General features: G+C 74.9%; 16 protein-coding genes. 11 read left to right on the top strand and 5 right to left on the bottom strand.

Going from position 1 to position 20149, the window contains the following annotated elements; all coding sequences use genetic code 11:
- Positions 1-40: 40 nt before the first annotated feature.
- The 3 genes from AB0399_RS28370 to AB0399_RS28360 form a co-directional block, all read right to left on the bottom strand.
- Positions 41-382, bottom strand: a complete 342-nt coding sequence (locus tag AB0399_RS28370) for a hypothetical protein (RefSeq protein WP_366413282.1) — start codon at positions 380-382, stop codon at positions 41-43.
- A 197-nt stretch (positions 383-579) separates the two neighbouring features.
- Entirely contained in the window at positions 580-828 is a 249-nt protein-coding gene (locus AB0399_RS28365) for a hypothetical protein (RefSeq protein ID WP_366413281.1), read from the bottom strand.
- A gap of 101 nt (positions 829-929) precedes the next feature.
- Positions 930-2120 carry a helix-turn-helix transcriptional regulator gene (locus AB0399_RS28360; RefSeq protein ID WP_366413280.1) on the bottom strand — a complete coding sequence of 397 codons (1191 nt, stop codon included), beginning with the start codon at positions 2118-2120 and terminating at the stop codon, positions 930-932.
- Between the two features lie 368 nt (positions 2121-2488).
- Here AB0399_RS28360 and AB0399_RS28355 point away from each other — a divergent pair, with 368 nt between their 5' ends.
- The 11 genes from AB0399_RS28355 to AB0399_RS28305 all read left to right on the top strand — a co-directional run bounded on the left by AB0399_RS28355 (position 2489) and on the right by AB0399_RS28305 (position 16185).
- Positions 2489-3676: a LacI family DNA-binding transcriptional regulator gene (locus AB0399_RS28355; RefSeq protein ID WP_366413279.1), complete on the top strand. Its 1188-nt coding sequence runs from the start codon at positions 2489-2491 to the stop codon at positions 3674-3676.
- An 86-nt stretch (positions 3677-3762) separates the two neighbouring features.
- Positions 3763-4638, top strand: a complete 876-nt coding sequence (locus tag AB0399_RS28350; protein ID WP_329374500.1) for a sugar ABC transporter permease — start codon at positions 3763-3765, stop codon at positions 4636-4638.
- Positions 4639-4739: 101 nt separating this feature from the next.
- Positions 4740-5558, top strand: coding sequence for a carbohydrate ABC transporter permease (locus tag AB0399_RS28345; protein ID WP_328473782.1), 819 nt, complete (start codon positions 4740-4742; stop codon positions 5556-5558).
- Positions 5558-6880, top strand: coding sequence for a sugar ABC transporter substrate-binding protein (locus AB0399_RS28340; RefSeq protein ID WP_366413278.1), 1323 nt, complete (start codon positions 5558-5560; stop codon positions 6878-6880). The genes AB0399_RS28345 and AB0399_RS28340 overlap by 1 nt, the downstream gene beginning before the upstream one ends.
- A gap of 302 nt (positions 6881-7182) precedes the next feature.
- Positions 7183-8319: an ADP-ribosylglycohydrolase family protein gene (locus AB0399_RS28335; protein ID WP_366413277.1), complete on the top strand. Its 1137-nt coding sequence runs from the start codon at positions 7183-7185 to the stop codon at positions 8317-8319.
- 419 nt (positions 8320-8738) lie between these two features.
- On the top strand, positions 8739-10013 hold the full coding sequence (locus AB0399_RS28330; protein WP_329374498.1) for an ADP-ribosylglycohydrolase family protein: 1275 nt from the start codon (positions 8739-8741) through the stop codon (positions 10011-10013).
- Positions 9997-11142: an ADP-ribosylglycohydrolase family protein gene (locus AB0399_RS28325; protein WP_329372225.1), complete on the top strand. Its 1146-nt coding sequence runs from the start codon at positions 9997-9999 to the stop codon at positions 11140-11142. The genes AB0399_RS28330 and AB0399_RS28325 overlap by 17 nt, the downstream gene beginning before the upstream one ends.
- On the top strand, positions 11139-12701 hold the full coding sequence (locus AB0399_RS28320; RefSeq protein ID WP_366413276.1) for an ADP-ribosylglycohydrolase family protein: 1563 nt from the start codon (positions 11139-11141) through the stop codon (positions 12699-12701). Before AB0399_RS28325 ends, AB0399_RS28320 begins: the two co-directional genes overlap by 4 nt.
- Positions 12698-13705, top strand: coding sequence for a ribokinase (locus AB0399_RS28315; RefSeq protein ID WP_329372221.1), 1008 nt, complete (start codon positions 12698-12700; stop codon positions 13703-13705). Before AB0399_RS28320 ends, AB0399_RS28315 begins: the two co-directional genes overlap by 4 nt.
- Before the next feature lie 321 nt (positions 13706-14026).
- Entirely contained in the window at positions 14027-15193 is a 1167-nt protein-coding gene (locus AB0399_RS28310; protein WP_329374496.1) for a CoA transferase, read from the top strand.
- Between the two features lie 149 nt (positions 15194-15342).
- The gene (locus AB0399_RS28305) at positions 15343-16185 is read left to right on the top strand and encodes an aldolase/citrate lyase family protein (protein ID WP_366413289.1); all 843 of its coding nucleotides are present in this window, start codon (positions 15343-15345) and stop codon (positions 16183-16185) included.
- 91 nt (positions 16186-16276) lie between these two features.
- Here the strand turns inward: AB0399_RS28305 and AB0399_RS28300 are convergent, their stop codons facing one another.
- Together AB0399_RS28300 and AB0399_RS28295 are read right to left on the bottom strand one after the other, a co-directional pair.
- On the bottom strand, positions 16277-19627 hold the full coding sequence (locus AB0399_RS28300; protein WP_366413275.1) for a tetratricopeptide repeat protein: 3351 nt from the start codon (positions 19625-19627) through the stop codon (positions 16277-16279).
- Positions 19628-19667: 40 nt separating this feature from the next.
- Complete coding sequence (locus tag AB0399_RS28295; protein ID WP_328460832.1) at positions 19668-19982, bottom strand: trypco2 family protein; 315 nt, start codon at positions 19980-19982, stop codon at positions 19668-19670.
- Between the last annotated feature and the right edge of the window lie 167 nt (positions 19983-20149).

Genomic DNA, 20149 nt, shown 5'->3' with positions numbered 1-20149 from the left:
CGTACGGCCCGGGACCGTACGATGCCCGGCCCCGCGCCGGCTATCCGCCCGACCCCCGCTTCGTGCGCGGATGCCGTATCCGCAGGACCGCGTACAGCGTCTGCGCGACCTCGACGACGGTGACGGCGCACCCCAGCGCACCGGCCCCGTACAGCACCGCCGAGGCGGTCCCCGCGCGGTCCGCCGCCAGCACGAAGGCACCGGCGATCCCCGCGAACCGCAGCGCCAGCACCACGCGGAAGACCCATGCCAGCGACATCACGACGAACTCGGTGCCCGACACCCCGCGCCGGGCCAGCCGGCCGAGGTACAGGAAGAGGCCCCGGCTCGCGGCATCGGTGAGCAGTGCGGCCGACCCGAGGAGCCACCAGAAGAGCTGCATGTGATCCCCCAACCCTCGCCTGGCTGAAGCCCATCGTCCGCCGCCGGCCGGGCGCGGACCTGAGTACGCGTGCTCAACCCGATACGGGGACGGGCGCGCCGGGCTGAGTCGTCGGGAGGCGCGCGGGGCGCGCCGGGTGGTCGTCGTCCAGTAAGGAGTGCGGGGCCAGGCGCGGAGGTTCCGCGTTCTCCGGGTCCTCACGGGTGCGGCATCGGCGCGGGCGGTGTCGGCGCGGGCGGTGTCGGCAGCAGGCGAATGAGGTGCTGTGCCACGTCCAGCGGCAGCGGTGGAATGTGGACGTAATCGGCGCCCCGTTCATCGCTGCGGGGGACGACCCGTCGGAGCAGAGCTTCGTCTGCGCCCAGGTCCCGTAGCAGCCGGCGCAGGGCGAGGGATGCGTGTCGGGTCTCGCTGAGGTTGTTCCTCAGCGCGTCGGGCATCGGCATGGCGGTTCCCCGTTCGGCGATCGGATACTCACTGACCGTAGGAAGCGCGGGCGTGCTGCGGCCATGGCACTTTGACGGTCCGTCAGCTCGAAGTGCCACCTCTACAGCGGCACACCGACCGCGTCCGCAAGGACACGCATGCGTGGTGTCAGGGTCCGCCGCCGGGCGATGACCTGACCGAGGATGTCGCGGGCATACCGCTGGTGCGGGAGCCACTGCGGTGCGGCCTGCCAGATGGTCTCCAGGGTGTCCACCGCCTCTGCGTACTGCCGCAGCCGCACCCGCGCGGACGCCTGGTCCAGCCGGTTCCGGTTGAGGTTGTTCGAGGTCGGGCGCATACCCTCCCAGGAGATCTCGGCGGAAAGTCGCAGCACCCGGTCGGGTCGATCCGAGACCATGGCGTGCTCGGCGTCCTTGAGCTGGACCGTCCGCGCGTCGAACGCCCGCAGGAAGCCCCCCGGCACCTGCCGCGGACCCAGCGCCGCGGCGGCCGAACCGGCAAGGAGCAGCAGTCGCTCGGTGTCGTCCGGCCGGGCGTCCCGGTCCGCCGCCGCGGCGGCGCGCAGCAGCAGCCATCCCCACGCGCCCAGCTCCGCCGGCGTGGCCCGGGACATACGGGGCTCGATCCGCTCGGCCCACTCCTCGGCGAGCCGCCCGGCCTCGGCGATCCGGCCGCGACGCAGCAGCAGCCAACACCGCGTGCTGATCGCGGCCGCCGCGTCGAGATCGTCGGGGGCACCGTCCAGGGCACGGCCGAGTGCGTCCTCGGCGGCATCGAACTGCCTGGTCTGGGTGAGCATCCAGCCGACCAGCCGCATCAGCCCGGCGTTCACCGCGCGCCCCGCCGGGGCGTCGGCCACGGCCGCGGCGTCGCGCAGCAGCACGGGCAGCACCTCGGCCAACTCGTCAAGACGGTCACCGGCCGCAAGGGGCATGGCGGCGGCGACGGCCGCGCGGACTCCGGCGACCGTCGGGGCGTCGTCGGCGGGCCCGGGCGGTGGAGCGGCCAGCGCGGCGCGGACGGGCGTCCACAGGTCCACAACGCTCGGAGAGGCGCCCTGCGTCTCGTGCACGCCTCCCAGCAGCCGGCTGGTGGGCACCCGCAGGGCCACGGCGAGCGCGCGGGCCGTCTCCACCCGCGTATCGTCCCGCTCGCCCTGCTCCAGCTTCCTGACCAGCGACAGGGACACGCCGGATGCGGACGCAAGCTGGTGCTGGGTCAGCCCTCGCCGCTTGCGGATCTCGCGCAGCCGCTCGCCGATGGGGCCGCTGCTGCCGATGGGTTGAGGCATTCCGACCCCGGACCTACTCGTTTCGACCTCGACACCCGAAACGGTACAGCGGGTCCCGCCTCGCGCGGGGACGCCTTTCTCCGGCCGGCAGCGGATGCGGGCGCGGGCGCGGGTACGGACGTAGGTGACGGTCAGTCGGGTGTGTGACGGCGCCTCCCTCATGCGTGTGATTCAGGCCACAGCTCATTGACGATCAGTGAAACACCCGCGCAACATGGCGGAAACCACTTCCTCGGAAGCAGCTTGCCAGGTGCGAACTGTAAACGTTTACAGTTCGGTTGCGGTTCAGCTTCGGATGCATCTCCGGACTCGGCGGGACCCGGCTCCGGACCCAGCCTCAGAGCTTCAGCTTCAGCGAAAGGACGATCATGACGACTTCGGCCGGACCGCCGACCGTCGAGACCATCGCCGCGAAGGCGGGTGTCTCGATCGCGTCGGTGTCGAGGGTGCTGAACGGGCACGGCGCCCGCCCCAACACGGTCCGGCGGGTCGAACAGGCCGCCGCGGAACTGGGCTACGTGCCCAACGGCGTGGCCAGGTCGCTGAAGGGCGGCCGCACCCGGCAGCTCACCTTCGCGATGCCCGACGTCGGCAACCCGGTCTACGTCTCGATGGTCCGCCAGATACAGGCGACCGCGAAGCCGCTGGGCTACCGGCTGCTGCTGCACTCCACCGACGCCGTGGCCGAGGACGAGCTGGACGTGGTGCGCAGCCTGGCCGACCGGACCAGCGACGGCCTGATCCTGGTCCCGATCCGGGTCACCGACGAGCACCTGAAGGTGCTGTCCGGGGCGGCACGGCCGGTGGTCGTGATCGGGTCGCTGCCCGACCAGGCGCCGGTGGACAGCGTGCGGGCCGACTCGGTCTCCGGGGCCGTGCTCGCGATGCGCCACCTGCTGGCGAGCGGGCGGCGGCGGATCGCGTTCATCAACGGCCCCGCGGACACCGTCCCGGGTCGTAACCGCAGCCTCGGCTACCGCACCGCGCTGGAGGAGGCCGGGCTGGACCACGACCCGGCGCTCACCGTCACCACCGAGTTCGGCATCGCGGCCGGCGCCGCGGCGATGCACCGGCTGCTGGACGCCGACCCCGGTGTCGACAGCGTCTTCTGCGCCAACGACCAGCTCGCGCTGGGCGCCGTGCACGCCGCCCACGACCGGGGCCTGCGGATACCCGAGCAGCTGGCCGTGGCCGGCATGGACAACAGCGAACTGGCCCGCGCCGGCCACCCCGCGCTGACCAGCGTGGACCTCGGCTCGGCCGAACGTGGCCGGATAGCCGCCGAGATGCTGCTGGCCCGGCTGGACGGCGGGGATCACGAGGTGCGGTGCGAGACCGTCGCGCCCCGGCTGGTCGTACGCGGCTCCACCGCGCACGTCCGGCCCGGGCGCGACGACGGTTCCGGCCCCGATTCCGACGTCGGCGTGGACCGTGACCAGGACCGGGACCCGGGCACGAACCCGGGCACGAACCCGGGCACGAGCCCGGCCGCGGTCACGAACCCGAACCCGGGCACGGGCATCGCGTCCGGCAACACCCCGGCGAGCGCGTCGTGAGCGCCGGAGCGGTCCTGCGGCCGCGGCGCCGTACCGGACAGGGCGCCGGCACTCCCCCGCCGCGCTCCACCGCCGCGCGCCGCCGGGTGCTCGGCCTGGACAAGGACGCCTGGTTCCTGCTGCTGCCGGCGCTGATCCCGGTGCTGGTGCTGAGCGTGGGCCCGCTGCTCTACGGGATCTCGCTCGCCTTCACCGACGCCCAGTCCGGCGTCACCAACTCCACCTCCTTCACCGGCATCGCCAACTTCAAGGACCTGCGGCTCGACTCGCTCTTCTGGCAGTCGTTCCGGATCGGCCTGCTGTGGGCGGTGTGCGTCACCGTGCTGCAGTTCCTGATGTCGCTGGGCCTGGCGCTGCTGCTCAACCAGAACCTGCGGCTGCGCTGGCTGGCCCGCACCCTGGCGCTGGTGCCGTGGGCGATGCCCGAGGTCGTCGTCGGCATCATGTGGCGGCTGGTCTACAACCCGGACGCGGGCATCCTCAACAACACCCTGCACCACCTGCATCTGACCGACGGCACCACGGACTGGCTGTCCAGCCTGTCACTGGCGCTGCCCGCGGTGATCGTGGTGGGCGTGTGGGCGGGCATGCCGCAGACCACCGTGGTGCTGCTGGCCGGCCTGCAGAACGTCCCGCTGGAGCTGCACGAGGCCGCGAGCCTGGACGGCGCCGGGATGTGGCGCCGGTTCACCACGGTGACCTGGCCCACCCTCAAGCCGGTGGTGCTCTCCATCACCGCGCTGAACTTCATCTGGAACTTCAACTCCTTCGGCCTGGTCTACGTGCTGACCAGCGGCGGACCCGGCGGCAAGACCGAGCTGCCGATGCTCTTCGCCTACGACGAGGCGTTCCGCTACGGCCAGTTCGGCTACGCGGCCGCCATGGGCCTGGTGATGGTCGCGGTGATCGCCGTGCTGCTGGCCGTGTTCCTGCGCAACCGCCTGAAGGAGGACGAGTCATGAGCGCGACCGACGCGGCCGGCGCGGCCGCCGTACCCGCTCCCCCCGCCACCCCCGCGCCCAGCGCCTCCACGGGCGCCGGGCGGCGCAAGGCCCGCCGCCGGATGGGCCGCGCCGGGCAGTACGTCGCGCTGCTCTGCTACGTGGTGTTCCTCGCCTTCCCGCTGCTGTGGCTGGTCTCGACCGCCTTCAAGTCGCCGCAGGAGCTGGGCTCGATCCACCCGACGTGGCTGCCGAAGCACCCCACGCTGGACAACTTCCGGTCCGCCTTCGACGAGCAGCCGCTGCTGCACTCCGCGCTGAACAGCCTGATGGTGGCCGGCATCTCCGCGGTCGTGTCGGTGGCCATCGCGGTGCCCGCGGCCTACGTGATGGTGCGGTTCCGCTCGATGGTCAGCCGGGCCGGCACCGCCTGGATTCTGGTCAGCCAGATGTTCCCGCTGGTGCTGATCATCATCCCGCTGTTCATGGTGCTGAAGAACATGCACCTGGTCGACTCCCGGCTCGGCCTGGGCCTGGTCTACGTGGTGTGGACGCTGCCGTTCGCGCTGTGGATGCTCCAGGGCTACGTCAAGGCGGTGCCGGTCTCGCTGGAGGAGGCCGCCGCGATCGACGGGTGCAGCCGGGCCCGCGCGCTGCGCAGCGTGGTGCTGCCGCTGCTGATGCCGGGCCTGGTGGCCACGCTGATGTTCTCCTTCGTCACCGCGTGGAACGAGTTCTTCTTTGGCCTGGTCCTGCTCAAGTCCCCGGAGAAGCAGACGATGTCCGTGATCCTGACCCACTTCCTGGGCGCCGAGGGCGCCGCGGACCTCGGCCCGCTCGCCGCCGCGTCGGTGCTCGCCACCCTGCCCAGCCTGCTGTTCTTCGCGCTGCTGCAAAAGCGGCTGGTCGGCGGCATGATGACCGGGGCGGTGAAGGGCTGATGCGCCGCCGTACCTTCCTGACCGGCACCGCCGCGACCGCCGCGGTGGCCGGCTCCGGGTCGCTGCTGTCGGCCTGCGGCTCCTCCAGCGGCTCGGGCGTGCCGCGGCTGGACTTCCTGTCGCTCGCCTGGCAGACGGAGTCGGTCAAGGCGAACAAGGCGCTGGTCGCGCAGTGGAACAAGCAGCACCCCGAGGTGCAGGTCCGCTACGTGCAGGGCAGTTGGGACGACGTCCACGACCAGTTGCTGACCTCCTTCGAGGGCGGCGCCGCGCCGGACATCATCCATGACGAGGGCATCGACCTGACCGACTTCGGCTCCGGCGGCTACCTCGCGGACCTGACCGGCCTGCTGCCCGCGGGCCTGAAGAGCCGTATCCCGCAGAGCACCTGGGACACCGCGCGGTTCAACGGCGCGGTGTACGGGGTGCCGTTCCTCCAGGAGCCGCGGGTGCTCATCGCCAACCGCACCCTGCTGGTGAAGGCGGACGTCCGGCTGCCGGACGTCGCGCACCCGTGGACCTGGCAGGAGTTCGAGGACATCTGCCGGGAGCTGTCCCACCACGGCGGCGGCGCCGAGCGGTACGGCACGGCCTGGCCGATGAGTTCGCCGGTGAGCGTGACGCTGAACCTGGCGCTGACCAACGGCGGCCGGGTCCTGTACAAGGACGAGGGCAGCGGCCGTACCGAGGTGCGGTTCGGCAGCGCCGACTCGGCCTTCGCCGAGCTGGTCCGGCGGCAGGTGAAGACCGACAGGTCCGCGCCCTCCAGCGCGCTGGCGCTCGGCGGCGGCGACGTGCTGCCCGGGTTCTTCGCCGGGCGGTACGCCATGCTGCCGCTGGACTTCTCCTACCGGCAGCAGATCGAGCAGCAGGCGCCCAAGCACTTCGACTGGGTCGTCCTGCCGCTGCCGGTCGGCAGCAAGGCGCCCGACGGCGGGCGCTCCCAGGGGGTCAGCCCGCAGACCCTGTCGGTGGCGAAGTCCTGCAAGCACCAGCAGGCGGCCGTGGAGTTCATCGACTTCATGACGCAGACCCCGCACCTGGTGCAGCTCGCGCAGGGCGACTGGATGCCGCCGACCGGCGCCGCGGCGCTGCGCGACCCGTCGCTGACCACCACGAAGCTCGGGTGGAGCACCGGGATGGCGATGGCGAAGTACCTGAGCGCGTCCCCCGCGCTGGGCATGCGCGGCTACCCCGAGTGGTCCGACAAGATCGCCACGCCGGCCCTCCAGCAGTACTACAGCGGCGCGATCAGCCTGGACTCCCTGCGCGGGAAGCTCGTCCGCGACGGCAACCGCGTCTTCGAGCGGTACCGGGACTGAGGGGGTGCGGCGCGCCCCTCCCCCAGGGCGCGCCGCGCCGCCGAGCGAGCCGAGCGATCGGCCACCCGATCCCCTGACCTCGACCGTCGCCCGTATCCGTATCCGTATCCGTCCCCGACACCCGCACCGGAAGGAGCCCGCACCGTGTCCCGCACCGAGCACCACAGACGTCCCCGGCCGCAGGGCCACCGTCCGCGCGCCCACCAGCCGCCGGCGGGTCCGGCCCGCCCGCCACCGCCGCCGGGCACCCGCAGGGCACAGCCACGCACCACACAGCAGTACTCACCAGGAAACGGCACGGCATGAGCACAACTCCCGCCTCACCCAGCGCCTCTGACGCATCAGGTCCCCCACCCCTCAGCACGTCCGGCACGGCGCTGGCCCCGCCGCCGGGTGGCATCCGCCGCCCCCGCCCCGTACCCGGCAGCCCCCGTGACCACGCGCGCGGCGCGCTCACCGGGCTGGCCGTCGGTGACGCCCTCGGGGCGCCGGCCGAGAACATGAAGCCGTCGCAGATCCGTCAGCGCTGGGGCCGTATCGAGGACTTCGTCAGCGAGGACCCGGCGGGCACCGACGACACGGAGTACGCCATCCTGTCCGGCCTGCTGCTGGCCCGGTACGGCGCCGCGCTCACCACCGGCGACGTGGAGGCGGCCTGGCACGTGTGGATCGCCGACCGCGACGAAGGGGCCTTCCGCGGCGCCGGGTTCAGCGAGCGCGGCACCCTGGAGAACCTGCGCCGCGGGCTGGCCTCGCCGATCACCGCGCAGCACCGGCACGCCTGGAGCGACGGCCTGGCGATGCGCGCGGCACCGTTCGGCGTCTACGCGGCGGGGCGGCCCGCCGAAGCGGCGCGGCTGGTGGCGATCGACGGGACCGTCAGCCACGAGGGCGAGGGGATCTACGGCGGCCAGGCGGTCGCCGCCGGGGTGGCCGCGGCGATGACCGGCGGGGACTGCTCCGCGGTGATCACCGCCGCCCTGTCGGTGGTGCCCGAGGACTCCTGGACCGCGCGGTCGCTGCGGCGCGCGGTGACCGTGGCGCGCCGGGTCCGGCTCGACCCGACGCTCACCGTGCTCGACCGCGAGCGCGCGCTGCGCTCGGCCGTCGTCATCGGCGGGTACCCCTGGACCGACCTCGCGCCCGAGGCGGTCGGCCTCGCGTTCGGCGCGTTCGCGCTGGCCGGGGGCGACTTCAGCCGCTCGGTGCTCACCGCGGTCAACATGGGCCGCGACGCCGACACCACCGCGGCGGTCGCCGGCGCGCTGGCCGGCACCCTCGGCGGGTTCGGCGCGATTCCCGCGCACTGGTCGGAGGCGATCAAGCCGGTCACCGGCAGTTGCCTGCCGGCCATGGCGGGCTACCACGTCCGCGACATCGCCGACCTGCTCGCCCCCGGGGAACCCGTGCCCGGTCCGGCCGAACGGGTGGCGTCATGAGCACCACCGCACACGGCTTCTCGCGCGGGCCCGCTTCCGCGGCGAAGGCGACGGCCGACGGCGAGCCCGGCCACCCCGACAGCGGGCCCGGCCGCCCCGACAGCGGGCCCGGCCACCCCGACGGCAGCTCGGCCCCGGAGGCCGGCGCCCCCCGCGCAACGGCACCACGCCCGCGCACGGCGGCCGATGCCGGCACCGGCAACTCCCGCCCGCTCAGGCCCGGTTCTGCCACCTCGGCACTTCCGGCCGGCACGGCACACCGGACCCCCGGCGGTGCCGCCACCACGACGCCCCGTCCGGCCACCGGACGCGGCGACTCCCCACACCCGGAGCACACCCCCGTGAACCGCACCGGCACGTCCGGCATCCCCGCGCCCGCTTCGGACACCGCCCACGGTGCGGCGGCGCCGGGTGACCGGGTGACCCGGGACCGGGTGGAGGGGCTGCTGCTCGGGCTCGCCGCGGGCGACGCCGCGGGATGGCCGGCCGCACGCCATCGGGCCGCGCGGATGCCGGAGTGGACACGGCGGCTGACCCGCGAACTGGACACGTTCGCCGAGCAGAACGCGACCACGACCCTGCCGGTGCCGATCGCGCTCAACCAGCCGCCCGAGCCGCTGCGGCTGGGGCCGTCGGACGACGCGGAGTGGGCGGCCTTCACCGCCGAGTCGGTGCTGTCGGCGCGTGGCGCGCTGCTCAGCGACCTCAGCCGCGACCGCCGGGTGCGGGCCGCGGTGGACCTCGCCTGGATGTCGCTCGCCGCCGAGATCTCCTCGGCCGCGGCCCGCGCCTCGGAGGTGGAGTCCGCGGTGATCCCGCTGCGCGCCCGGATCTCGGTACGGGCCGGGCTCGGCAACCTCGCCACGGGGCTGCGGCCGCCCGCCACCGGCCACGACAACCCGCACTTCTTCGACGACGCGGCCTGCGGGCGCGCGTGCGTGCTGGCCGTGGTGCACCCGGGCGACCCGGCCGCCGCCGCCGACCTGGCGGAGTACGACGCCCACTACACGCAGGACGGCGACGGGGTGCACGGCGCCCGGGCGATGGCCGCCGCGGTCTCGCTCGCGCTGGCCGGCGCGTCCGCCGACGACTGCGTACGGGCCGCGCTGCGCGAACTGCCGGCCGGCTCGGAGATCTCCCGCAACGCCGAGCACGCGGTCGCCCTCGCCCGGGCCGCGCGCGCCGCCGAACCCGACGGCCACGGCCAGGCGTTCGGTCTGGTCCCGCTGCTGGAACACCAGATCGTGGACCACGTCTACAGCTACGGCATCGCCGCCGCGGAGACCGTGCCGGTGGCGCTCGCCCTGGTGCTGGCCGCCGACGGCGCGGTGGACCAGGCGGTGCCGGCCGCGGCCTGCCTGTCGCGGGTCGCGGACTCCGCGCCCGCGCTGGCCGGCGCCCTGGCCGGTGCGCTCGGCGGCGCCGCCGCGCTGCCGGTCTCCTGGCGGGAGGCGTGTCGGACCCTGCCCGGCTGCGCGCTGCCCCGGCTGGTGGGCACCGACCTGGTGGACCTGGCCGGGCGGTTGGCCGGCGTCGAGCCCGAGGCCGACCCGTACGCCGTACCGGACACCTCGCCACCGCCCGCCGAGCCGTTCGCCTCGCCCGGCGCTCCCGCACACCCCGTGGCGCCGCTCGCCACCGACCCCCATGCCCCTGTCACGGAAGGACCCGGAAGCAATGAAACTCACGCTTGAGGACCGCATCACCGGCTGCCTCGTCGGCGCCGCTGTCGGCGACGCCCTCGGCGGCCCGGTCGAGGGCTGGACGCCCGAGCAGATCACCGAGCGGCACGGCGGCCGGGTACGGGGCATCGTCGGCCCGTTCTACGAGGAGTGGCGCACCGCGCGCCCGATCGCGCCGTACCACAAGGGCGACGGGCACGTCACCGACGACACCCTCATGACGCACGCCCTGGTGCGGGTCTACGCCAAGGTCCGCGACCACCTCGACGCGTACAGCGTGGCCGACCACCTCGTGCCCGACCTGATCGGCACGCCCCGGTGGATTCCCGAGCTGGAGGCGGAGGCGCTGCCGCTCCAGCGGATCTTCCTCGCCGAGAAGTGGATCGTGGCGCGGCTGCACTACGGCCACGTCGACCCGCGCGAGGCGGGCGTCGGCAACATCGTCAACTGCGGTGCCGCGATGTACATGGCGCCGGTCGGCGCGGTCAACGCCGGCAACCCCGCGGCCGCCTACGCCGAGGCGCTGGAGGTGGCCGCACCGCACCAGTCGTCGTACGGGCGGGAGGCCGCAGGGGTGTTCGCCGCCGCGGTCGCCGCGGCGTTCGCGCCGGACGCCACCGCCGCCTCCGTGGTCGAGACGGCGCTCGCCCTCGCCAAGGACGGCACCCGCGCCGCGATAGAGGCGGTGTGCGAGCGCGCCACCGGCTTCGACGACTGGGAGGAGGCGCTGGCGCCGCTGCGCGAGGCGGTCGCGCCGTTCGACACGGTCGGCCCGCGCTACCGCGAGCCCTCGCTCGGCGCCCGCCGCCCCTCCCGGCTGCACGCGATCGAGGAACTGCCGGTCGCGCTCGGCATGTTGCTGATCGCGGGCGGGGCGTACGAACCGGCCGTGCTCGGCTCGGTCAACTACGGCCGCGACTGCGACTCCATCGCGACGATGAGCGGCGCGATCGCCGGGGCGCTCGGCGGCACCGGCGCGGTGCCCGCCGGGTGGAGCGACGAGGTGGCCCGCGCCAGCCGGCTCGACCTGCACACCCCCGCGGCCGACCTGTCCGCCGTCGCCCGCGAGGTCTTCGCCCGCGACACCGACCGCCGCCGCGCCCACGAAGCCGCGTTCACGGCGCTGGCGGAGGTCCGATGAGCCCGCACCCCGCGGAGTACCCGCCCCCGTCGCCGACCGGGCCGGGCACGGCCGACGGTGACGGCGGGCGCGGTGCCGGGTCCGATCCGGCGCTCGGGGAGCCGTTGCGGCTGACCTGGGTGCAGCCGGAGGACCTGGTGGGGCACGAACTGCGGCAGGCCGAGCAGGACGGGCGGGACACGGCCGCGGTGCGAGGGCGCTGGCTGGCCGCCGGCGGGCACCTGGCGCCGGAGCGGGCCGGGGCGTCGCCCGGTCCGGTGTGCCCGGAGGTGCGGGCGCTCGCGCACGAGCTGCTGGACGAACTGGCCGGGCAGCGCTCGCCGTTGGCCGAGCAGGAGCCGACGGATCTGGCCGGGATTCACGCGGCCGCGGGCGCGCCGCCCGCCGTGGCGCGGGTCGAGCGCCCGCAGGAGCTGGCCGAGCGGCTGGAGGCGGGCTGGCTGGGCCGGGCCGCGGGGTGCGTGCTCGGCAAGCCCGTGGAGAAGCTGCCGCTCGACGGCATCCGGGCGATCGCCCGCTCGACCGGCAACTGGCCGGTGCGCGGCTACTTCACCGAGGTGGGCCTGGACCCGCGGGTCGCCGCCCGCTTCCCGTGGAACCGCCGCAGCCGCCCCACCTCGCTCGCCGAGAACATCGACGGGATGCCCGAGGACGACGACCTCAACTACCCGCTGCTGGCACTGATGTTGCTGGAGGCCCGCGGTCACGGCTTCCGCACCCGGGACGTGGCGCAGCTGTGGCTGGACGAGCTGCCCGCGGGACGTACCTTCACCGCCGAGCGGGTCGCGTACCGGAACCTGCTGGCCGGGCTGGAGCCGCCGGAGACCGCCACCTGGCGCAACCCGTTCCGGGAGTGGATCGGCGCCCTGATCCGCGCGGACGTCTTCGGCTGGACCCGCCCGGGCGACCCGGCCGCGGCTGCGGACGAGGCGTGGCGCGACGCCGTGCTCAGCCACACCGCGAACGGCGTGTACGGGGCGATGTTCGCCGCCGCGGTGGTGGCGCGGGCGGCCGGTGGCGGCGCCGACGTGCACGCGTGCCTGGCGGCCGGGCTCCAGGTGGTGCCGCGCGGGTCGCGGCTGGCCGGCGCGGTCCGGCTCGGCATCGACCTCGCCGGCGCCGAACCGTCGGGCAGCGCGGAGGGCTTCGCCGTCGTCGTGGACGAGCTGCACCGGCGGTTCCACGACCACCACTGGGTGCACGTCCTGCCCAACGCGGCGCTGCTCGCGGCGGCCCTCACGCACGCCGACGGGGACTTCGCCGGGTCCGTCTGCCGTGTGGTGTCGGGCGGTTGGGACACCGACTCGAACGGTGCGACGGCCGGGTCCGTCACCGGGCTGCTGGCCGGTTCGGCGGCCGCGCTGCCCGGCGAGTGGACCGGCCCGCTGAAGAACCGGCTGGCCAGCACGGTCGGCGGGTTCGACGGCATCGGCTTCGACGCCCTCGCCCGTCGTACCGCCGCGCTGGCCGTGCTGCCGTCCGGCCCGAACCCGCGGGAGCACGAAGCGCCCGCGCGCCGCGCGCCCGCACAGGGCACCCCCGAGGAAGGCACCCGATGAGCACCGATCCGACCGTTCCCCCGGCACCCTCCGCTCCCCCGGGGCGCCGCGGCGCCCCGCCGTCCGGGCGGGCCCGCATCGTGGTGCTGGGCAGCGCCAACATGGACCTGGCGGCGTATACCCGGGTGGCGCCGGCGCGCGGCGAGACCGTCACCGGCGAGGCGTTCCGTACCGTGGCCGGGGGCAAGGGCGCCAACCAGGCGATCGCGGCCGCGCGGGCCGGTGGCGAGGTGACGTTCGTCGGCGCGGTCGGCGACGACGACTTCGGGCCGCGACTGCGCGCCGCCCTCGACGGCGCCGGGGTCGGCACCGGCCCGCTGCGGACGGTGCCGGGCCCGAGCGGCATCGCGCACATCGTGGTCGACGGCGAGGGCCACAACGCCATCGTGGTGGTGCCGGGTGCGAACGGCACGGTGACCTCCCTCGCCGACGGCGACGAGGACGTCATCGCGGCGGCCGGTGCGCTGCTGCTCCAACTCGAACTGCCGCTGGACGGCGTGCTGGCGGGTGCGCGGGCCGCGCACCGGCACGGCGTGCGGACCGTCCTCACGCCGGCGCCGGCCCAGCCGCTGCCCGGCGAACTCCTCGCGGTGACCGACCTGTTGGTGCCCAACGAGCACGAGGCCGCCGCGCTCAGCGGCCACTCCGACCCGCGCGCCGCCGCCCGCGCGCTGCTCGACGCGGTGCCCGAGGTGGTGGTGACGCTCGGCGCGGCGGGCTGCCTGTACGCCGCCCGCGGCCACGAGCCGCTGGTCGTACCGGCCCTCCCCGCGAAGGCGGTGGACACCACCGCGGCCGGCGACACCTTCGTGGGCGCCCTCGCGGTCGCGCTCGGCGAGGGCCGGCCGGTGCCGGCGGCGCTGGAGTGGGCGACGGCCGCCTCCGCGCTGTCGGTGGAACGCGAGGGCGCGTCGTCCTCGATGCCGGAGCGCGCGGAGATCGACGCGCGGGCGGCCGGCGGTACGCCCGTATCCCGCCGGGCCGACCGCCCGAGTCACGGATGAGCGGCCGCAGATGACCGACCGACGACGACTGCCGACGAACACCCCCGCTGATCGGGACGACACGACGACCGACGACGACCGGACGCGCGAGGACCGGCACCCCGGCGAATCCGCCGGACGCCGAAGCACGTGGAAGAAGCCGAGGTAGCTCCCATGCACCACCCCAGTACCCGCAGTACCCGCCCCGACGACCGACTCCCCGCTTCCGCCGACGCGGTGACGGCCGCGGGCTCGGGCAACGGCACCGCCGTACCGCCGCCGCGCACCGAGCCGTCGCCCGAGGCTCCCCACACGCCGCCCGCCGGCGGCCCGTTGGAGGGCATGCGGGTGCTGGACCTGGCCACGCTCTTCGCCGGGCCGAGCGCCGCGACCCTCCTCGGCGACTTCGGCGCCGACGTCGTCAAGGTCGAGCACCCGCGCAAGCCGGACCCCTCCCGCGGCCACGGCCCGAGCAAGGACGGCGTGGGCCTGTGGTGGAAGCACCTCGGCCGCAACAAGCGCAACATCACCCTCGACCTGTCGACGCCCGGCGGCCGGGACGTGCTGCTCAAGCTCGCCGCGTCCGCCGACGTCATCATCGAGAACTTCCGGCCGGGCACGCTGGAGCGCTGGGGCCTGGGCTGGGAGGAGCTGTCGGCGGCGAACCCTCGGCTGGTGCTGGCGCGGGTGACGGCGTTCGGGCAGTTCGGCCCGTACTCCGCGCGGCCCGGCTTCGGCACGCTCGCCGAGGCGATGAGCGGGTTCGCGTCGGCGACCGGCGAGCCCGACGGCCCGCCCACGCTCCCGCCGTTCGGCCTCGCCGACTCCGTGGCCGCCCTCGCCACCTCCTTCGCGGTGATGGCCGCGCTGGCCGGCCGGGACCGTACGGGCACGGGGCAGGTGGTCGACATGGCCATCATCGAGCCGATGCTCGCGGTGCTGGGCCCGCAGCTCATCTGGTACGACCAACTCGGTTACGTGCAGCCCCGGATGGGCAACCGCTCCACCAACAACGCGCCGCGCAACACCTATCGGACCGCCGACGGGGCGTGGCTGGCGGTGTCCTCCTCCGCGCAGTCGATCGCCGAGCGGGTGATGCGGCTGGTCGGGCGGCCGGAACTGGTCGAGGAGCCGTGGTTCGCCACCGGCACCGGGCGGGCCGCGCACGCCGACGAGATCGACACCGCGGTCGGCGGCTGGATAGCCGGGCACGACCGGGACGAGGTGGTCGCGGCCTTCGAGGAGGCGCAGGCCGCGGTCGCGCCGATCTACGACGTGCGGGACGTGATGACCGATCCGCAGTACGGCGCGCTGGGCACCGTGGCGTCCGTGGACGACGCGGAGCTGGGGCCGATGCGGATGCAGAACGTCCTGTTCCGGCTGTCGGGCACGCCCGGCGCGATCCGCTGGACCGGCCGCCCGCACGGCGCGGACACCGACGCCGTCCTCACCGAACTCGGCCTGGACGGGCCGGAGATCGCCGCGCTGAGGGCGGAGGGCGCGCTGTGAGCACCGGAACCCACGACACGACGGGCACCCCCACCGGACCCGGAACCCCCGCCGGTCCCGCCGCCTCCACCGGACCCGGAACCCCCACCGGACCCGGCACCCCCACCGGGCCCGCCGCCGACGACCGCGCCGGTGCGGACGACGCCGTCCTGACCTGGCTCTACGCCCCGGGCGACCGTCCCGACGTGGTCGCGAAGGCGCTGCGTTCCGGCGCGGACGTCGTCCTGGTCGACCTGGAGGACGCGGTCGCGCCCGCCCGCAAGGAGTACGCGCGGGCCGCCACCGCCGAGTTGCTCGCCGAGCCGGTGCCGGGGCCCGCCCGGGTGCACGTACGGCTCAACGCCCTCGACGGCCCGCTGTTCGCGGCGGACCTCGCGGCGCTGGCCGGGCTGCCGGGCCTGGGCGGGCTGCGGCTGCCGAAGGTCGCCGGGCCGGGCGATGTCGCGTCCGTGCTGCGGCTGCACCGCGAGCTGGCCGGGCCCGGCGCGGCCGTGCCCGGGCTCTACCCGCTGCTCGAATCGGCGCTCGGCCTGGAGAACGCCTTCGCCATCGCCACCGCCGATCCCGCGGTGCGCGGACTCGCGCTCGGCGAGGCGGACCTGCGCGCCGACCTCGGCGTGACCGAGGAGGACGCGCTCACCTGGCCCCGGGTGCGGACCGTCGTGGCGGCCCGCGCGGCCGGACTCGCCCCGCCCGCGCAGTCCGTCTACCCCGACGTGCGCGACCTCGACGGCCTCGACGCCTCCTGCCGTCGCGGCCGCGCCCTCGGGTTCCTCGGCCGCGCCGCCATCCACCCCCGCCAACTCCCCGTCATCGCCCGCGCCTACCTCCCCACCGCGGGCGAACTGGACGCCGCCCGCGAGACCGTGGCCGCGGCCGCCGCCTCGCCCGGTGCCCTGGCCCTGCCCGACGGCCGCTTCGTGGACCCCGCGGTGGTGGCCGGCGCCCGACGTGTCCTGACGCTTGCCGCCCGCGCGGAGGCGTACTTGTAGGCTCCGCTGACGACGAACGGGCGGCCGGAGTCCGCGTCGAGACCACCACGCCGGTTCGCGGCCGCCGACGGATTCGGGGTCGTGCTCGCCGCTACTCGCGGTGCTCCGCGGCTTCGGCGGCCTTCGCGGCTTCCTCGGCCTCGTCCAACACCTCGAAGACGTAAGGAAGTTGCTCTTCCAGATGTCGGCTGAGCATCGCCACGGCGGCGTTCCGGGGAATCAGCTGCGATCCGACCCGGCGCGCCACCTCCTGCATCGCGGTGTACGCCTCGACGAAGTCGCGGAGGTGGTCAGCGGGGTACGCGCGGACCAGCCCGCCCCAGATCTCCACCGCCGCCATCGACGGTTCCAGGGCCTCCTGCCAGCGGCCGTCCTCGCTCAGCAGGGCCACCGAGTCGGTCAGGAACGAGGCGATGAGCGGCTGGTACTTCGGCAGTTCCCGGTCGAGCCCGTACCAGAGGTCCAACGCGCGGCAGAGCGCGTCCGGGAGCGTCTCCAGGGAGCCGGACAGGGCCTCCCAGAGGCCGAGTTGGAGGGTGTGCTTGACCAGGCTGAGCTCCGCCTCGGCGCCGGCGAGCCCGATCCGCCGCCGGTGCTCCCCGATGCCGACCGCCTGCCGCAGGGCGTCGCACGCCTCGGCCGAACGTCCCAGCTGGTGGAGGATGTTGCCGAGGTTCACCAGCGAGGAGATGAGCCGGCCCTCGAAGTTGCGCGGGTCGCGGCGGGCCAGTAGCCGAAGCCCCTGCACCGCGTCCTCGGCGTAGCGGAGGCCCTCCTGGTGCCGCCGCATGCCGACGAGCAGCGCCGCGAGGTTGGAACGCCAGACGGGCAGCAGGATCTCGTGGGAGGAGTCGGTGGCGGCGAGCTGCTCGGAGAGTTCCACCGCCCGGCGCAGCGCGCGCCGGGCCTCGTCGAGGCGGCCCAGGTCCCAGAGCCCGTCGGCCAGGTTGTTCAGGTTCCAGGCGAGTCTCGTCCTGGTGTGCCGGTCGGTCTCGCCCAGCCGCTCCAGCAGCTCCACCGACTCTCCGAGGGCGAGCAGCGCCTCCTGGTCGCGCCCGGCGGCGGACAGGCAGGAGCTCAGCGTGCTCACCGCGAGGGCGTACGCGCGGTCGCGGCCGGGGTGGTTCCGGTCCAGGCGTTCGATGACCCGCAGCTGCTCCGCAGCCGCGGCCAGCGCCTCCTCCGCGCGGCCCGCGCCGCTGAACGTGCTGCTGAGCAGGTCCAGGGCGATGCCGAGGTCGTTCAGTGCGGGCGCCGAACCGTCCGCCGCCTGCCGCCGGGCGGCGGTCACGGAGTCCTCGGCGAGCTTCAGGGCGAGCCGGTCCAGACCGTCGTGGGCGTGGATCAGGACGATCCGGAGCCGGTTCAGCACCTCGACGCTGAGGCCGCCGGCCGGCATCGCGTCCAGCAGCGCCTGTTGCACGCCGGCCGTCCTGGCGGTGCGGCCCGTCCCGTGGTGCGCGGCGGCGGCCCGCGCCAGCACGGTCACCAGCCGCACTTGCTGGTCGGCGGAGGAGCGCGCCAGCAGGTCGGCCAGCGGGAGCGGCGGATCGAGGTCGAGCAGGGCGCGGGAGGCGTGGTACTCGCCGACCCGGTCGGGTTGCAGCGGGCCCCAGAACCGGTCAGGTCCCGCCGGGTAGAGGGTACGCAGCCAGGCCGCCATGACCGGTGCCCGCGCGGGCGGGATGCCGGGGAGCGCCCCGACGGCGGCGACCGCCTCGGGCTCGTCTCTCGCCCCGCACAGCGCGGCGACGGCCACGGCCTGCTGGAGGACGGTCGGATCGAGCGGCCCGAGCCGTTCGGCGGCCCGCACCCAGTACCGCTGCTCGTGCCGCAGTAAGGTGGCCTCGGCGGGCTCCTCGGGCGCGGCCGAGACCGGCGCCGAGCCGTGCTGCAACAGGGCGGTGAGCGCGGCCATCTGCACGGTCAGCACCGACTCGTCGCCGTCCACGCCCAGTTGGCTCGGCACGCCCAGGGCAGGCGCCAGGGCAGTCCATCCGGCGGGCGGCCGGCCGGGCAGGCCGGGTAACGCCTCCAGCAGATCGGCGAGGTCGCCGACCGCGCCGCGGAACAGCGCGGTCATGGCGTCGGGCGGGCCGCCCGCACCGACCAGTGCGGCCAGTTCGATGGTCGGGGCCCTGGCCAGGATCTCGTCCGCGTACGACGCGGTCAGCCCGTCGCTCTGCCAGGCGCCGCCGGTACGGGCGAGGAGCAGCAGCCGCGTACGGTGCCGGCAGCCGCGCAGCTGGTCGATGACGCGGCGCACCAGGCTCGGCCGGGCGTCCGCGTAGTCGATGACCAGCAGGAAGTCGAGCGCGGTCTCCAGGGACCTGAGTTCGGGCAGGGCGAGGTCGCTGTCCCGCAGTTCCGCCCGGAGGTGCCCGGTGACCCACCCCTCCGCCCGCAGGTCGTCGGCCAGTCGGCGGGCGAGGCGGGACTTGCCCTGCCCGCCGGGCCCGGTGACCACCCGTACCGAGAAGCCCTCGGCACCGACCTGGCACCAGTCCCGCAGCGCCCGCAGCTCGTCCGCCCGCCCGCGGAAGGCCACCGCCTCGGCGTCGGCGCGCAGCAGCATCGCCGGCGAGCGCAGGTCCCGCTCGGGGGCGGCCGGATCGAGCAGGTCCACCGGTTCCGCGGCTTCCAACAGCGGCTGCCAGCCGCCGTGTTCGGCGATCAACGCGGTGAAGCCGTCGTCCGCGAGCAGCAGCGAGGCCGGGGTGGCGGTCAGCCGGGTGCCGCCCACGGCCTGCCGGTCCGCGCGGACCACCCCGCACAGCAGCCCGCTCTGGCGGCTCTCGGTCAGCAGCGCGGCACCGGACATCCCGGACCAGCCGGTGCCGGTCCCGTCCCGTACCGGGATGGTCGCGTCCTTGCTGAAGACCTCGTAGCGACCGGCGAGCGAGCCGGTCCCCGGCATGATCTCGCCGCTGATCCGGCCGTCGAAGCGGTCGCCGCTGCTGGGGTCCTTCTCCATCCGGGGGAAGCCGGCGACGGCGACCGGGTGGGGGCGGGTGCCGATGATCCGGCCCCACCGTTGCGGCGGCCGGGTGCGTATGTCGGCCAGCGAGTCGGGCGGCTGCCAGCGCCGGCCGGCTCCCCCGCCCGGCCCGGCTCCTTCGCCCGGCCCGGCTCCCCCGTCAAACCCGGTCACTTCGGCCTGGCCATCTCCCCCGCCCGCCCCGTCGACTTCCACCTGGCCGTCGACTTCCACCAGCGCCGCGTCGACCCGGTCGTCGACGCGCCACCACCGAACCGCCGCCGGGAACTGCTCCGTCCCCGCATCCGGCCGGCAGACGGTCACCCGGGCCGGCTCCGGCCCCATCGCCGCCTGGACGACATGACCCGCCGTCAGCGCCAGCCGCGGCGCGACCAGGTAGCCGGACCCGAACGTCGTGCCGGTCTCCCGGTGGACCCGGATCTGCACCCGCCGGTCGAACTCCATCCGGCCCCCTCCCGCCGTCCCGGACCGCTACCGGGCCGCCCTACTCCTCATCGGAGACGTTCACCGGGGCATGATCGGCTCCACGTGCGTCCAGCCGCACCGTGACCTTGTGGGTGGCCTGGCGCGTGCGCTCGGCGCCGCCGCCCACGCTGACCACCGCGAACCGCAGTCCGGCATCCGCTTTCCGGCTGCCGGTCAACTCCATCCCGAGCTCCAGCGTGATCTCCCCGAGGGAGAGGTGGACCCCGTCGTCCCCGTCGGTCGCCACCCGCCGCTGCGCCTCGGCCACTTGACGGCGCAGCAGCGTGATCGCGTCGGCCAGGTCGAGCCAGTCGTCCCCGCTGCTGTTGCCCACGGGTCCCCCTGATCGCTCGGTCACCGGCACGCTCGATGGGACAATCCTATAGATCCACCTGAGTCGCGACGCGGCTCACGGGAAAACCACCCACCGGTGATCGTGCGAACGCCGGTGGAGCCGCGCCGCCGTTGGCCGTCGGCCTGCTGCCGCACCCGGACCGCTCG

It is taken from the genome of Streptomyces sp. NPDC088194, assembly GCF_040702025.1.
Lineage (GTDB): Bacteria > Actinomycetota > Actinomycetes > Streptomycetales > Streptomycetaceae > Actinacidiphila.
Note: the sequence above shows the minus strand (reverse complement) of the source record. Positions and strands in the feature narration are given on the sequence as shown.